Below are 15154 nucleotides of genomic sequence, written 5' to 3'. Positions count from 1 at the left end.
GCAACTTGAGTGTTTTGGATGATGACAATAAATGCGAGTCGTTAATCCACATCAAGTCAGCGTGGCACAATTTATGCTTCAAATAAGTGAGACACATTTTTCGTCACCGGGGAGATTTTCTGGTCCAGTGGCGTGTTGAGCAATGTCGAACAGGTTTAAAAAGGAGTGCTGAGATGAAAACAGTCATCACGGTCTGCCCTTATTGCGCTTCAGGTTGCAAAATCAACCTGATAGTCGACAACGGCAGGATCGTTAAGGCCGAAGGCGCTAACGGCGTGACCAATCAGGGCGAGCTATGCCTGAAAGGGTATTACGGCTGGGATTTCGTTCACGATACCAAGATCCTGACGCCACGGCTGAAAACGCCGATGATCCGCCGGGAACGGGGTGGCAAACTGGAATCGGTGTCTTGGGAAGAGGCCATCGAGTTCGCCAGTTCACGCCTGCTGGCCGTTAAAGAGAAATACGGCCCGAATGCGATTATGACGACCGGCTCCTCGCGCGGGCCCGGTAACGAAGCCAACTATGTGATGCAGAAATTTGCTCGCGCCACCGTCGGTACTAACAATATCGACTGTTGCGCACGCGTCTGACACGGCCCCTCGGTTGCAGGTCTGCAGCGATCGGTCGGTAACGGCGCCATGAGTAACTCAATCTGCGAGATTGAGGATACCCAGTGTATTTTTGTCTTCGGCTATAACGCCGCGGACTCGCATCCTATTGTCGCCCGCCGCATTCTCAAGGCGAAGGAGAAAGGAGCCAAGGTCATTGTTTGCGATCCGCGCTATATCGAAACGGCGCGTATTGCGGATATCCATTTGCCGTTGAAAAACGGTTCCAACATCGCCCTGATCAACGCACTCGCTCATGTGATGATTGAGGAGAACCTGTACGATCAGGCGTTTGTTGAACAGCATACCGAGCAGTTCGATGAGTACCGCGCCATCGTGGCGGACTACCCACCGGAGTCGGTTGAAAAAACCACGGGCCTCACCGCCCAGCAGATCCGTGAAACGGCACGCATGTATGCTGGCGCGCCAACGGCAACCATCCTGTGGGGCATGGGCGTCACCCAGTTCTATCAGGGCGTGGAAACCGTGCGTGCGCTGACCAGCCTGGCGATGCTGACCGGTAACCTGGGCAAGCCGAACGTCGGGGTTAACCCGGTGCGCGGACAGAACAACGTTCAGGGTGCCTGTGATATGGGCGCGTTGCCTAACACCCTGCCCGGCTATTTCCAGGTAACGGATGCCGAGGCGCGGGAAAGGTTTGCCAACGCATGGGGGATCGACGCAATGCCAGCCGAGGCCGGCTATGCGTTGAGCGAAGTGCCGCACAATATCGACCATGGCAAACTCAAAGCGCACTACATCATGGGGGAAGATCCGCTACAAACAGAGCCGGATTTAGCCACCATCCGTAGAACCTTTGAGAAGCTGGATTTGCTGATCGTGCAGGATATCTTCATGACCAAAACCGCCGCGATTGCCGACGTTATTTTCCCGGCAACCTCATGGGGCGAGCATGAAGGGGTGTATACCGCGGCAGACCGCGGCTTCCAACGCTTCTATAAAGCAGTGGAACCAGTGGGCGATGTGAAGACGGACTGGCAAATCATCAGCCTGATGTCGACGGCTATGGGTTACCCGATGCACTACAACAACACGCAGGAAATCTGGGACGAACTGCGCGAGCTGTGCCCGATCTATTACGGCGCTACCTACGAGAAGATGGCAGACCTGGCTTACATTCAGTGGCCTTGCCCAACGTTGGATCACCCGGGTACCCCTTATCTGTACGAAGGCGGGGAATTCTCTCGGCCCGGTGGCAAAGCGGAGTTCTTTACCTGTGAATGGGCTCCGCCGATCGATCAGCTCAGCGATGAGTTCCCGTTCGTGCTGTCGACGGTACGCGAAGTGGGCCATTACTCCTGCCGTTCGATGACCGGCAACTGTAAGGCACTGGTCGCGTTGGCCGATGAACCGGGCTATGTGCAAGTCAACTCGGAAGACGCCGCACGGCTAGGGATTGAGGATCAGGCCTTGGTGTGGGTACGCTCCCGTCAGGGCAAGGTCATTACCCGTGCCAACGTCAGCGAACGCCCTAACCGGGGTGCGATCTACATGACCTACCAATGGTGGATCGGTGCCTGTAACGAGCTGGTGGCGGAAAACCTCAGCCCGATTACCAAAACGCCGGAATACAAATACTGTGCCGTGCAAATTGAGCCGATTAAGGATCAAGGGCAGGCAGAACACTATGTTCAGCAAGAGTACAGCAAGATCAAACAGCGCCTCCGCGAGGCCGCTGCGGGCTAATCTGTAAGGTCGAACCTCAAGGATGAGGTTCGGCTTTCCACCCATCCCTCACCACCCGTTATTCATCCTTACACTTCTGCCAGTGGCTGCCATACTAAAATTCTTAATAGACGATTTATCCCGTGGCTCACAAACTCGCACAATACCCCCTTACTTTGTCCTGGATTGATCGTTTTCAACGATCGGTCTGATCTTATTGATCTGTACAACCAATTATCTTTGTCTTTCCGCCACCTATAAGATCGCCTTTTATCGTTCTCTGGGATATATCAGCAAAATATGACGTTCGCGATGAGTGCTGGCAAGGCCGTGTTACCTGACCGTCGCTTGCCCAACGGACTACTGCACCGCGATCGGGTACAGCGCATCCTGGTTATCAAGCTGCGTCACTTTGGTGACGTCCTGCTAACTACCCCGTTGCTCAGTACGCTGCGCGCCAATTACCCCAATGCCCTGATTGACGTGCTGGTGTATGACGGCACCGAGGCGATGCTGGCAGGCAATCGGGATGTCTATCTGACCTATACCGTCGATCGCAGCCTAAAACTCCAGGGCTATAAGACACAGTACCGCGGTGAACAAGCCCTGTGGAACAGCCTCAACACCGGCCACTACGACCTGGTGATTAATCTGTCCGACCAGTGGCGGGCTGCGTTGTATTGCCGCTTTCTCAAACCGACATTCAGCCTGGGGTTTGCTTACCCCAAGCGTAATAATCAGCTGTGGCGTGCTTGCCATTCGTTGTTGGTGCCGGTGGACGGGCATGACCAACGGCACACCGTGCTCAATAACCTCTCGATTCTGTCCCCGTTGGCCTTACCCACCTTGGTGACCAAGGTGACCCAGGCTTACCGGCAGCGCGATATCGATGAGATTAATCGCCTCAGCCAACATCATCACCTGACGGATTTCGTGCTGATCCAGCCTACCGCGCGTTGGGCATTCAAAACCTGGTCGGTGGCGGGATTCACTCGGGTTATCGACCATCTCACCGCCAGCGGAGAAACCGTGGTGCTCACCGGGGGACGTTCTGCCGATGAGATCGCCATGATAGCCGCTATTCTGGCCCACTGCGCCATGCCACAACGGGTGGTCAATCTGGCCGGTCGCCTGGACCTGCCGGAGCTGGCCGTCTTGATCGATCGGGCGAAGCTGTTTATCGGGGTGGATTCGGTAGCGATGCATATGGCCGCCGCCTTGCAGACGCCTTCCGTCGTGCTGTTCGGCCCCAGCAATCTGCAACAGTGGTCACCCTGGCAGGCTCCTCACATCCTGTTATGGGCAGGCAACTACCGCTCATTACCACACCCCGATGAAGTGAACACCGCGACCCCGGAACGTTATCTGGACGCCATACCCGCCAATGAGGTTATCCGGGCCATAAACCGCCAGCTCACCTGCCTGGATATCCCAACTTCCCGCACGGTGAATGACACCGTGTTTAATTAACCCTGATTTGAGCCACTCCATGCCATCCACCGCACCGTGTTCTGTATCGTTACTCTCCCCTGCCCGCCTTCGGCTGTTTGGCTTCACTGCGTTTTTGATCGGTGTGTCCCTGCCGACTTCCAATGCGCTGATGAACGCTTCGCTGGTGTTGGCGGCGATATGTCTGCTGTGGCAGCGTGACTTTCGCCACCTGATGCCTTTGCTCAAACAACCGCTAGTGTGGCTGCCCGCATTGATGTTTGCACTGCTGGCCGCCTCGTTATTGACCCAGCACCACGAGTACGGCCCAAAGATGGTCGGCAAGTATCAAAAGCTCCTGTTTGTACTTCCTCTGGCGCTGTTCTTTCTCACCGACTCCAGGCTTATCACCCGGTTTATCAGCGGCTTTCTGCTCGCCAATGCCCTGATACTGGCGATCAGTCTGACTTCGGGGATCGGGCATGTGACGCTGGGTGGCCTCGATCCGCAGAATCCAACGGTGTTTAAACTGCAGATAACCCAGAACGTGTTTATGGCGTTTGCTGCGTTGATATGGCTAACCCGTGCTTTTGCGCAATCAGGCGTGCTGCGTTGGTGCTATGGGGCATTGGTTCTGCTGGCAACGGCGAACGTGCTGCTGATGGTACAGGGGCGTACCGGCTATGTGGCGCTATTGGTAGGCGTAGGGCTTTGGTTGCTGCTGACGCTGCCCCGCTGGCAGCGGTTGGGCGTTCTAGCCTGCGGCTCGCTGCTGACTATTATGCTGATTTTAATCCCCAATAGAGCGACGGAGCGCCTGACGCTCGGCCTTGCTGAGGTGCGCAATTGCGTGTTGGCCCCGGCAGAGCAGGCCTATCAGGCTTGCGACAACTCGATGGGGCAACGCACCGCCTTTGCCCGCGAATCGCTGCGCCTGATAAAACAGGCCCCACTGCTGGGTAACGGGGCCGGGAGCTTCTGGTATGGTAATGCGCAGACCGGTTACGGCGTGCATAACCCGCACAATGAGTATCTGCTGGAAACGGTACAAAATGGCTTGCTGGGGCTGGCGCTGTTTCTGGGGTGGATGTGGTGCTGCTTCCGAGCGGCCTGGCGGCAACCAACAGCCTGCCGCAACCTGCTGGTTGCCGTGCTCGGCAGTTATCTGGCCTGCCACCTGTTCAACTCGTTCCTATTGGACTCCGCCGAGGGGCATCTGTTTATGGTGTTGGCCGCCGTGCTGGCAGGCTACCGCGTTGCCCATCGGCCTATATAGCCTAAAAAAACGGGCGCAGCATGCTGCGCCCCTACAATGGTAGCCAGGTATATTGAGGTTAATTCAGTTTGGCTTTGGAAAAATCACTGCCCATCAAGCTGACGCTATAGCCACTAACGTTGCTGCGCGTGGCATAGAAGGTTTTACCATTCGCCAGAGCAATCCACGGAGCCTGCTGGTAGAAGATTTCCTGCGCCTGCCCGTAGAGTTTTGCACGCTCGGCAGGGACGCTAGTCAATCTGGCCTGCTGTACCAGACCATCATAGGTTTTATCGCACCAACGCGCGGCATTCGAGCCGGTTTTGATACTGTTGCACCCCAGCAGCACCTCGGCAAAGTTATCCGGATCGCCATTATCGGACATCCAGCCAAACAGCGCGGTGTCATGCTCGCCCTTACGCATACCGGCAAGATATTCCCCCCACTCGTAAGAGACAATTTTCGCCTTCACGCCAACCTTTTCCCAATCGCTTTGCAGCATTTCCGCAATACGCTTGGAGTTCGGGTTATACGGGCGCTGAACCGGCATTGACCACAACGTGATCTCAAAGCCTTTTTCCAACCCAGCCTGTTTCAGCAACGCCTTGGCTTTTTGCGGATCATAACCGTAATCCTGCAGGTCTTTATCAAAGCCCAGCATATTTGGCGGCAGCGGCGATTTCGCCACCGTGGCTGAACCTAAAAACACCGCGTTAACTATCGCCTTTTTGTCAGTGGCATAGTTGAGGGCTTGGCGCACCAGCACGTTATCCAGCGGTTTTTTCTCGGTGTTAAACGCCAGGTAACCGACGTTCAGCGCATCTACCTTATGCAGGGTCAGATCTTTGTTTTTATTGATTTCATCAAACTGTACCGGAGCCGGTGCAGGGATAATCTGGCACTCGTTAGTCTGGAGTTTCGCCAGGCGCGTCTGTACGTTCGGCGTTATGGAGAAGATCAGATGCTTGGTCGGCACCTCTCCATCCCAGTAATTAGGGTTGGCAGCATAGCGGATCAGTGAATCGACTTTATACTGCTGCAAGACGTAAGGGCCAGTGCCGATTGGCCAGGTATCCACGTATTCTGGCGTGCCTTTTTTTAGCATCGCATCGGCGTATTCGGCAGAAAGGATCGACGCAAAGTCCATCCCCCAGTCGGCCAGAAACGCGGCGTTCGGCTCGCTCAGAACAAACTGAACGTGATAATCGTCCAGCTTTTTCACTTCCTTAATCAGCGTATCCAGACCTACGTCGTGGAAATATTCGTAATTACCCTGCGATACCTTGTGGTATGGGTGATTTGGGTCTTTCTGGCGTAACACCGAGAACACTACATCGTCAGCATTAAAATCGCGGGTCGGCTTGAAGTTTTTATTGCTGTTGAATTTCACCCCTTGGCGCAGGGTAAAGGTGTAGGTTTTGCCGTCCGGGGAAATTTTCCATTCGGTTGCCAATGACGGCGTTGGCGTGTTCTTGATCGGATCGAAATTGATTAAACGGTTATACAGCACCTGCGAGCTGGCAACGAACGTTGGGCCTGAGCTGGCAATCTGCGGATTGAACGACTCCGGTGACGCCTCGGAGCAATAAATCAGAGTATCGTTAGCTGCCGCCATGGCAGCGCTTGCCGGTAAGAATGTGCTCAGCGCCAGCGCGAGCAGCGTTTTCCCTGTAGACATGGTCATCGCCTTGTTTGACTTTTTTTAGCAGGCGACAATCTCAGCACGGACGGGGAACCCAGGCAAATAACCAATTGCTCTCAGGTTATGCCAAAACCGTTGTTTTTGCTGTTTTATTCAGCTACGCGGGCGCAGCATGCCGCGCCCCAACAAAGTGAACAGCCTCAGCTCAGCAGTAGCCCATCATCATCCAGCTTTTCGCCACGTGTTTTCTCAAACATCGCCAGCAGATCGGTGACCTGCATGTTGGCCCGTTGCTCACCGACAACATCCAGCACCACCCGCCCCTGGTGCAACATCACGGTTCGATGGCCATGATCCAGAGCTTGACGCATGGAGTGCGTCACCATCAGTACGGTCAATTGCTGCTCGGCGACAATACGGTCGGTCAATGCCAGCACAAAGGCCGCCGTTTTAGGATCGAGCGCGGCGGTATGTTCATCCAGCAAGAGCAGACGAGAAGGCTGCAGCGACGCCATCAGCAGGCTGACCGCCTGACGCTGGCCACCTGACAGCAGCCCCATGTGATCCCCTAAACGATTCTCCAGCCCCAGTTCCAACGTGGCCAACTTATCGCGGAACAGTTGCCGCTGTTTGCTCTTGACGGCACGCTGAAATCCTCGGGTTTGACCGCGCTGCAGAGCCAGGGCCAGATTCTCCTCAATGCTCAGCCCTTCGCAGGTTCCCGCCAACGGATCCTGGAACACACGGGCGACCATACCGGCACGGCGCCAGGCGGGCATCAGGGTAACGTCCTGTTCGCCAATAAACACTTGGCCGCGATCGGGAGTAATATCACCGCTGACCGCATTGAGCAAAGTAGACTTCCCTGCCCCATTACTGCCAATGACCGTCACAAACTGCCCTGCCTCGATGTTCAAAGACAGGCCACGTAATACCGGGTTCTCCAGCGGGGTACCAGGGTTAAAGGTTTTAAACAACTGCTCGGCACGCATCATGATGGCTGCCTCCCCCGCTTGCTTTTCAATTTTTGTTTCAACTTCGGCAGGACCAGCGCCAACGTAACCAGTAGCGCGGTGATCAGATTCAGATCCTGTGCCTGCAAGCCGATAAAGTCTGCATTCAGGGCCAGAGCGATCATCAGGCGGTACAGCAATGCCCCTAACAGGGTCGCCATAGTGATCAGGAACAGGCTACGGGCAGGCAACAGCGTCTCACCGATGATCACCGCCGCCAGCCCGACGACGATGGTGCCGATCCCCATAGAGATATCGGCGCCCCCTTGAGTCTGTACGTATAGTGCGCCCGCCAGCGCTATCAGCGCATTGGAGACCGCCATGCCGATCACCGTCAGCCGACTGGTCGCAATCCCCTGAGCACGTGCCATGCGCGGATTCGCTCCGGTTGCCCGCAGCGCAAGGCCGACTTCTGAGGTCAGAAATGCGTCGAGCGCCAGTTTGACGACCACGACCACCACCAGCAGCAATATTGGTTGGATCAGCCAGGCGTTGTCCTCAACCTGACTGATGAAAGGAGTGAAAACGCTGGGTAAGCCGATCAGGGCCAGGTTTGGTGCCCCCATAATGCGCAGGTTGATAGAATACAGGGCAATCATCACCAAAATGCTGGCTAGCAGTTGCAAAATACCGAGCCGCACATGCAGCCAAGCCGTCAAACAGCCAGCACCGGCACCCGCGATAGCCGCCAGCAAACATGCCAACCAAGGGTTATAACCGCTGACAATCATCACTGCGGCAACCGCGCCCCCTAAAGGGAAGCTGCCATCGGCCGTCAGATCGGGAAAATTGAGCAAGCGAAAGGAAATCAATACGCCCAACGCGACCAGCGCAAAGATCAGGCCGATCTCAAAAGCGCCCATCAGGGAAATTAACGACATGCGTACCTCATAAACATCTTGGCCCGCCACCTGCGGCAGGCCATTTACACCCGATGTAAACCATCATTCAACGCAGATCGTTATTTGATGACTTCTTGTGCTGATTGCACCAGCTCCGCTGGCAGAGTGACACCCTGCTTCTGGGCTGCGGCAGGGTTGACGCTCAGGCTGAGCTTATTGCCTACCTCAGGAGCTATTGCGCCTGGCTTCTCACCCTCTAACAGGCGGACGACGATTTTACCGGTCTGGCGGCCCAGATCGTAATAACTCATCCCCAACGCTGCAGCCGCGCCACGTTTGGCAACGCTATTGTCACCGGCGATCAACGGGATTTTAGCCTGATTGGCAATGCCGACCAGCGACTCGTAGGTAGAGATAACGTTGTTATCGGTATTGGTGTAAATCACGTCGACTTTGCCCACCAGGCTTTTAGCCGCTGGGGCTACGTCGATAGTACGTGCGGCAGGAACCTCAACCAGCGTCATCCCGCGTTTGGTTAATTCATCTTTCAGCTCTTTGACCACCACCGTCGAGTTGACTTCCCCTGGGCTGTAGACCATGCCGACTCGCTTGGCATCGGGTTTAACCTGCAAGATCAGATCGACCTGCGGGCCGATGGCAACGCTGTCTGAAACACCGGTAACGTTGGTGCCGCTCGGCTGCCAGCTACTGACCAGTTTGGCCGCCACCGGATCGGTTACCGTAGTAAACACCACCGGAATAGTTTTGGTCGCCGCCACCACTGACTGTGCCGCAGGCGTTGAAATCGCCACTATCGCATCGGGCTTGTCACCGATAAATTTACGCGCAATCTGCCCAGCGGTGGCCGTATTTCCCTGCGCGCTTTGGAACTGGACCTTGACCTTATCCTTGTCATACCCCGCAGCCTTTAGCTCATCAATCACCCCATCACGGGTAGCATCCAATGCCGGATGGTCAACGATAGAGAGGATCGCCACGGATTTCGGCGCAGCCGCGTAACTGCTGACTGCAAATAGGGCAGCGGCGAGAGCTACAAAAATATTTTTATTATTCAAAGGCATGGTCATATCCTTTTCAAGTTGGCGTTGGTGCCAGAGGTGGTGATTAATCATCCTAGCACAGTGTTTTACCGCCATCTATCGGATAACGTTTTGTTATCATGTGGTTAACATACAGAATGAGAAGAAAACACTCAGGGCGCTTACATGGGGCAGTGATTCGGGTCACAAACCGCCACTGTTGGCCTCTGGTTGTTCGATGCATAGCCTTGGTGCCACGCCCTGCGGCTGGGCTATTGGGGCTTGATAATACGCAGGCCGTTTACAGCGTCCATAACCCGTACAGCTTGTGGGTTATGGAACTGAACAAAATGGCCTGCTGGGGTTATTTGAGGATTGGATGATACGGTGGGTTATTGCGCTATGCTCAGGCGATTTCTTTTTCGCTGACAATGGCTTTTGATACCAGGCCATAGTCGATCGCTTCTGCCACTGGCATCCAAAAATCGCGGTCAATGTCGTTCAAGACCTTTTCCAGTTTCTGCCCGGTTTCCTTGGCGATCAAGGTAGCGATTCTTTCACGGATGCGGATAATTTCCCTGGCCTGAAGCGCCACATCGGTAGCCTGACCACCGATACCACCGCTTGGCTGAACTGAACAGTGGCATCACCAGCCTGACGTAAACCGGGCCATATGCGCCCCTCTAAAAAGCGTTTTATGAAAGTTTCCCTCAACAAAAAATCACATAGTGGGACCTCATACAGTCAGCCTTATAGTCTGACGTAGTTACATGTCCATAAGGAAAAAATGCATCACCTTGTATCTGTCTCCCCCTATTGTCCCAGATGAGACGGTGCTTAGCCCTGCTGTGTGGTCAAGATCACCCTAACGTTCCTTCCACCCGGGTGAGGCCCACTACATCATCTTAAACTTATGAACAACTATTTCAATGAAGAGAATCACTTTACATTCAAATAGCTAGCGAAATTCACTGTCCTTGACTGCCATTTATAATATGTATAAACTAATGAGAAAAATCTTGAGAAATGCAAAAATGAAATACCTCATTGAGAACAAGGTAATTTTTCATCCTACCGAGGAAAGTCTGACTGGCGTTAATGAGAGAAGTGACATCACTGAAAAACTCCCCCGACCTACGTCAAAACTATTATTGGAGTTAATAAAAAGAAGAGGGGAAACCATCCCACGTCCTACTTTGCTGGATTCCGTGTGGGAAGCGCAAGGAGCCGTCGCATCGGATGCGGCGTTAAACAATCATTTAAGTTTAATCCGCAAACGATTTGACTTTTGGGGCATAGACAGAAACAAATTAAAAACCATTCCGCGACAAGGTGTGCTACTAAATATAAATATTGAAGAGCAGCCATCAACGCCTGCAACAGAAGGAACACCACACGCAGCTAAACATCCCCCGCACAATATAAAAAGCAACAAGCATTTCATGACCAATAAAGGTCTCGGTCATTATTTTTCTTATATCACTTTCATTATTATCCTGATAAGTTTGGGTGTGGGAGGCGCATATATACATTTCTCTTCGGATGGATATGAACCTGTACTGTCTATTGCCAATGTAGACAGTTGCAATATTAAACCAATAGGCAACACCTTAACCGACATCAGTACCCCCGATGCTCATGACGCACTGAAAATTGTCGAGGAAAATGCACAAGCGTTGAATTGTACTATCCCACAAGACATCTACTTGTCGGTTACCACTTTATCTGATAAACGCATGATATTTTTAACAACCTGCATAATCGCGGCGAATGATTCCTACCAGGCATGTAAAAACATATCTTATGTTGAAAAGAGAGATTAATGAACAAACGATATATGACGGTTGCCGGAATAATTGCGGTCTGTACCTTAAGCTACTTTTTTATGACCAAACAGCGTGAGGCTGATCCGTTCCCGCCGCGTTGCCATTTATACACCGAAAGAACGTCCTATATTGGTGGAAAAATGATGGATCTCACCCTGCAAACGACTTTGGTACACGCACCAGGACAAGATAGCGTACATATGTTTGCCAGCGGTGAAGTGGTAGAGCAGGAGAACGATCAGCGCTACCGGATAGCTAGAAATGTCACCTATACCTATAAATTGCTCGGAAAAGGCATGATCCAAATCCAGCTAGCCGACACAGATCTCCAAGCTTACGACGATCTGTCCGCTTCGCTGGTGGATTCACTGTTCGGCCACTCAGGCGGGCATCAGCTGATAATGATCAGAAAATTAAATAGGAATGCCTATCTGATCAAGTTGGCAGATAACCCATTAGGCATATGCGAAACAGACATGTGAAGGAAGGGGGAGTATATGTACGCTATCTAAGATCCCCTACGTCCCTCCAACCGGATTGTTCAAGGGGACATTTAGAGCCGAGTCACCGTGTCGGGACGGCTACCATGGGGCCGAAGGGTTGTCAAAACATGTCAATCCCAGTTCACAGACAGTGTGGCGATCGCTTTTAGAAGACCAATGAAGTTTAAAGGTCTTCTCCGAGTGTTGACGAAAACCCAGTTCTTCAAAATACCCATTTTAATGATTGCATCTTTTCATTCCTTATTAAACGCGGAAGCGCAATTACGTTAGCTCGGGCATACCTAGGTCGCTATTATCCACTCATCTCGTGATAAAAATGATGAAAACATAAGCGCGGTTACCCATGCCAGTAACAAACTTCACAGTACAGCAATAATTAAGAGGTAAATGCATCGAGCCTTGCCAGGAAGACGACCACGGCCTGCCTCAATATTGTTAAAGGTGTGAACCCCTGGCATTCTATGAATGCCACTAGTAGTAACAAGATTACCCTTGATATTAGCGCCGAGAAAAGTAGCAGAAACTGTCTCACTAGCCTTAAACTCTCCTTCACAACAGCTAATCCCGAGAATAAGGTCTTGCGCCACCGTATGTGTACAAACTTTGGTAAACCCTTTCATATTCCAGTTACCCATATCGAGACTTGGTGTCGCTTCCAGTTCACAAGTTGCAGCCAAAATATCACCTGTAATTGCCGTTTGGCACTTCTTTCCGCATGTGAGTAAATGCAAGACAGGGTTAAAGCAACAAAAATAGTGAATTTAATAAACGCATTTGAATTTTTTCATAAAAAGACACCTAAAAGTCAACAATAATATAAAAGTCACATTTTAGTCGTTCGCGACTTATAAACTAACAGAAACGACTATATGCGTTAGCGCTCGGACTCACAACAAGAATATTAACTCAGCCTATGGCAACAAAACAACAGTACTCTGTATCATTCCTGCCCCCCTTTTAATGGTAGACTAAAATTCAAAAAAATGATGGATAAATGATGGATAGATGATCAGGAAAATGATGGTAAGTTGAATTCCATATCCCCCTTAATCACTGCACCTAATTCATTGCCTGAGCAATCACTGGTGGATGGCGAGATAAATAACAATAAAATCAATTAGATAACAACAATGAGTTAGATAAATTAGATATAACTTATAATAAAATACAATAACTAACTTCACAACACGCAAAAAAACCGCCATTATTCTCCCCTTAGAAATTTCTTATCCAATTTTATTTTTACTTGTAACAACCCGAGGAATAAAACATGCTGACATATGAGTTTGGTGACTATGTGCTTACTGATGACGGGCAATTATCTTATAAGAATGAAAGCGTCGAAATCCCTCCCAAAGAACTAGCCCTCTTATACGTGCTCCTGAACGCTAATGGCGCACTACTATCCAAAGATGAAATCATCGAAAAAGTTTGGTACGGCGCCAGTATTTCAGACGAATCATTAACCCGTTGCATTTACGGGTTAAGACGTATATTAGGTATCAACAAACACTACATCAGAACATTTTACGGTAGGGGTTATCGTTTCTCACCACCTCAAATCAAAAAAAAAGAGATTGATAAGAGGATGACCACATCACTTGATGTGAGCAATCTATTTTATTCTAACACTTTCGCCCCTGGCAATTTGACTTACTCCGTCACCGCACCGAGTACGATGATATTGTCGACAAAAAAAATATCAAATTTGGGAAGGAATTAATGAAAAACATTATTCATATAACTATCCTAGATAATGACCAATACTTCAGCAATGGTCTTATGCGGGCTATTCATAACAGCCCGCAAATGAATACTGACATTAATCTAGCAGTGGATTGCATTACTCCTTACAAAAAAAAATCCATCATCAACTATAAATCCAGAGTCGACATGGATATTTATGAGAGTAAATATGAAACATCAAGAGTATTCTTTCCATGTGGGCAGGATGGGTTATGTATATTCAAAGATGCATCTTTAGAGAGAAACACTGACAGCATTAAACGTGCTATTCAGCTGCTGAAAGATAAGAGTAGCGAGAAAAGTAAGTATTGCGAAAAATGTCCTGCACCTCAACTCAGTCATATGGAGCATCATGTGCTTCAATTACTAAGCTGGGGCTTATCACCCACAAGTATTGCTCATATAAACAATTTATCTTTTAAGACAATTAGTCGACATAAACGTAATGCAATGGAAAAACTTTCGATACACAACAACACTGAACTCAACTATTTCATTTTGAAAACCAAAGAATTTATTAAGAGAAAAGCAACGGTAACTTTGTTTTTGCAAAAATAAATAGACAACTTGCATGATTATTCAGATTATCAAGCCTCTCCATAATTCTGTCTAACTGCCAGTTGGAATGCCCCACAACAGTAACATATCCTGTCCTCACGATGAGGCCTGCTCAAAGGCCTCTTGGGGCTGAGACTAGCTAAATAACGGTGACACAGCGAAGCTCACACTGTTTCTGTTCATTTAGAGACGTAGCTCCATAGCTTTTTGAACTTTCATACATGGTGAACATGCTGTTAAGTACAACGGCTAATATAAAAGTAGCTGAGATCCGCTATGATGGACGGCCCCACCTCAAATAATACATTTTTAGTCGTAGAGCAAAGGCAAGGCCGTTAATGGCTGATAATGCGTTTAACTCAGAATTGTAATTCAAAGGGTAGTGGCACCTAACAGCCACTACCATAGTTTCAACTGTATTTTTATTAAAACAATAATTTTAATTAAATTAAAAATAAAACATCTTTAAAACAGATTCTTGTGTGTCACTAGCCTCGAATTTCACAAGATCAAAATCGATAATCAGTGGCTTTTCATTCACTAACTTTGTATTTGAAGCTCCGTTATCTTCAATTTTTCTAGACATTGATTTCAACTCAGCAATCACAGTATCTTTTAATTCCCCTGTCGCATACATCTTTGATTCCACATCATCTCCGTTTATAAAATGTGTGCGTAAAACTATTTCATCAGAAGGTTGCCGTATAACCTTATCGGTTGCAAAGTTTTTAAATTCACTCTCATAACATTTGCTATAAAAATGATTCCATTCATTTGCAGCGTGTTTCATTGAACTTTCAAGAGTTACCTTTCCTTCACCGCCTAAAAGCGTGAAGGACTCCTTTGGTGTTTTATAAACATCTCCATCAATCAGCCATGCCTCACCAAATGCCCCTGAACCTAATGAACGACCATTCGTGCGAATGTCATCGATGGACCGAAGAGACACTTTGTCCACTTTTCTCATGTTCACCGTTGGTTGCACAATATTATGCATTTCATTT

General features: G+C 50.1%; 14 protein-coding genes. 7 read left to right on the top strand and 7 right to left on the bottom strand.

Annotated features, from left to right (window positions below; genetic code table 11):
* Positions 1-173 precede the first annotated feature (173 nt).
* The 3 genes from fdhF to WN53_RS18400 all read left to right on the top strand — a co-directional run bounded on the left by fdhF (position 174) and on the right by WN53_RS18400 (position 5001).
* Positions 174-2318 carry a formate dehydrogenase subunit alpha gene (gene fdhF, locus WN53_RS18410; protein WP_080949246.1) on the top strand — a complete coding sequence of 715 codons (2145 nt, stop codon included), beginning with the start codon at positions 174-176 and terminating at the stop codon, positions 2316-2318.
* A 279-nt stretch (positions 2319-2597) separates the two neighbouring features.
* Positions 2598-3767, top strand: coding sequence for a putative lipopolysaccharide heptosyltransferase III (rfaQ, locus tag WN53_RS18405; RefSeq protein ID WP_024485285.1), 1170 nt, complete (start codon positions 2598-2600; stop codon positions 3765-3767).
* A gap of 19 nt (positions 3768-3786) precedes the next feature.
* The gene (locus WN53_RS18400; RefSeq protein WP_037412605.1) at positions 3787-5001 is read left to right on the top strand and encodes an O-antigen ligase family protein; all 1215 of its coding nucleotides are present in this window, start codon (positions 3787-3789) and stop codon (positions 4999-5001) included.
* Between the two features lie 58 nt (positions 5002-5059).
* On the opposite strand, the gene WN53_RS18395 is transcribed toward WN53_RS18400, so the two are convergent.
* From WN53_RS18395 to WN53_RS18375, 5 genes are all read right to left on the bottom strand, one after another.
* Entirely contained in the window at positions 5060-6658 is a 1599-nt protein-coding gene (locus WN53_RS18395; RefSeq protein WP_046808156.1) for an ABC transporter substrate-binding protein, read from the bottom strand.
* Between the two features lie 164 nt (positions 6659-6822).
* On the bottom strand, positions 6823-7617 hold the full coding sequence (locus WN53_RS18390; protein ID WP_024485284.1) for an ABC transporter ATP-binding protein: 795 nt from the start codon (positions 7615-7617) through the stop codon (positions 6823-6825).
* Complete coding sequence (locus WN53_RS18385) at positions 7614-8516, bottom strand: ABC transporter permease (protein WP_024485283.1); 903 nt, start codon at positions 8514-8516, stop codon at positions 7614-7616. Before WN53_RS18385 ends, WN53_RS18390 begins: the two co-directional genes overlap by 4 nt.
* Positions 8517-8596: 80 nt before the next feature.
* The gene (locus WN53_RS18380) at positions 8597-9559 is read right to left on the bottom strand and encodes an ABC transporter substrate-binding protein (RefSeq protein ID WP_024485282.1); all 963 of its coding nucleotides are present in this window, start codon (positions 9557-9559) and stop codon (positions 8597-8599) included.
* Positions 9560-9923: 364 nt separating this feature from the next.
* Complete coding sequence (locus tag WN53_RS18375) at positions 9924-10112, bottom strand: ATP-dependent Clp protease proteolytic subunit (protein ID WP_024485281.1); 189 nt, start codon at positions 10110-10112, stop codon at positions 9924-9926.
* Between the two features lie 439 nt (positions 10113-10551).
* Here WN53_RS18375 and WN53_RS26880 point away from each other — a divergent pair, with 439 nt between their 5' ends.
* Together WN53_RS26880 and WN53_RS18365 are read left to right on the top strand one after the other, a co-directional pair.
* A complete protein-coding gene (locus WN53_RS26880; RefSeq protein WP_052754322.1) occupies positions 10552-11340 on the top strand; it encodes a winged helix-turn-helix domain-containing protein in 789 nt (262 codons plus the stop codon).
* A complete protein-coding gene (locus WN53_RS18365; RefSeq protein ID WP_024485279.1) occupies positions 11340-11825 on the top strand; it encodes a hypothetical protein in 486 nt (161 codons plus the stop codon). Before WN53_RS26880 ends, WN53_RS18365 begins: the two co-directional genes overlap by 1 nt.
* 380 nt (positions 11826-12205) lie before the next feature.
* On the opposite strand, the gene WN53_RS28700 is transcribed toward WN53_RS18365, so the two are convergent.
* A complete protein-coding gene (locus tag WN53_RS28700; protein WP_152526601.1) occupies positions 12206-12523 on the bottom strand; it encodes a hypothetical protein in 318 nt (105 codons plus the stop codon).
* A 593-nt stretch (positions 12524-13116) separates the two neighbouring features.
* Here WN53_RS28700 and WN53_RS26875 point away from each other — a divergent pair.
* Together WN53_RS26875 and WN53_RS18355 are read left to right on the top strand one after the other, a co-directional pair.
* Entirely contained in the window at positions 13117-13569 is a 453-nt protein-coding gene (locus tag WN53_RS26875) for a winged helix-turn-helix domain-containing protein (RefSeq protein WP_052754321.1), read from the top strand.
* A complete protein-coding gene (locus tag WN53_RS18355; protein WP_046808155.1) occupies positions 13569-14150 on the top strand; it encodes a helix-turn-helix transcriptional regulator in 582 nt (193 codons plus the stop codon). The genes WN53_RS26875 and WN53_RS18355 overlap by 1 nt, the downstream gene beginning before the upstream one ends.
* A gap of 448 nt (positions 14151-14598) precedes the next feature.
* Here WN53_RS18355 and WN53_RS18350 read toward each other — a convergent pair whose 3' ends face one another.
* A complete protein-coding gene (locus WN53_RS18350) occupies positions 14599-15117 on the bottom strand; it encodes a hypothetical protein (RefSeq protein WP_037412602.1) in 519 nt (172 codons plus the stop codon).
* Positions 15118-15154 lie beyond the last annotated feature (37 nt).

The sequence above is a fragment of the Serratia fonticola genome, assembly GCF_001006005.1.
GTDB lineage: Bacteria > Pseudomonadota > Gammaproteobacteria > Enterobacterales > Enterobacteriaceae > Chania > Chania fonticola.
Note: the sequence above shows the minus strand (reverse complement) of the source record. Positions and strands in the feature narration are given on the sequence as shown.

Coding starts and splice junctions, on each gene's coding strand:
- WN53_RS18400 (WP_037412605.1), top strand. CDS start 3,787: ATGCCATCCACCGCACCGTGTTCTGTATCGTTACTCTCCCCTGCCCGC.
- WN53_RS26875 (WP_052754321.1), top strand. CDS start 13,117: ATGCTGACATATGAGTTTGGTGACTATGTGCTTACTGATGACGGGCAA.
- WN53_RS18385 (WP_024485283.1), bottom strand. CDS start 8,516: ATGTCGTTAATTTCCCTGATGGGCGCTTTTGAGATCGGCCTGATCTTT.
- rfaQ (WP_024485285.1), top strand. CDS start 2,598: ATGACGTTCGCGATGAGTGCTGGCAAGGCCGTGTTACCTGACCGTCGC.
- WN53_RS18390 (WP_024485284.1), bottom strand. CDS start 7,617: ATGATGCGTGCCGAGCAGTTGTTTAAAACCTTTAACCCTGGTACCCCG.
- WN53_RS18365 (WP_024485279.1), top strand. CDS start 11,340: ATGAACAAACGATATATGACGGTTGCCGGAATAATTGCGGTCTGTACC.
- WN53_RS26880 (WP_052754322.1), top strand. CDS start 10,552: ATGAAATACCTCATTGAGAACAAGGTAATTTTTCATCCTACCGAGGAA.
- WN53_RS18350 (WP_037412602.1), bottom strand. CDS start 15,117: ATGAGAAAAGTGGACAAAGTGTCTCTTCGGTCCATCGATGACATTCGC.
- WN53_RS18380 (WP_024485282.1), bottom strand. CDS start 9,559: ATGCCTTTGAATAATAAAAATATTTTTGTAGCTCTCGCCGCTGCCCTA.
- WN53_RS18395 (WP_046808156.1), bottom strand. CDS start 6,658: ATGTCTACAGGGAAAACGCTGCTCGCGCTGGCGCTGAGCACATTCTTA.
- WN53_RS18355 (WP_046808155.1), top strand. CDS start 13,569: ATGAAAAACATTATTCATATAACTATCCTAGATAATGACCAATACTTC.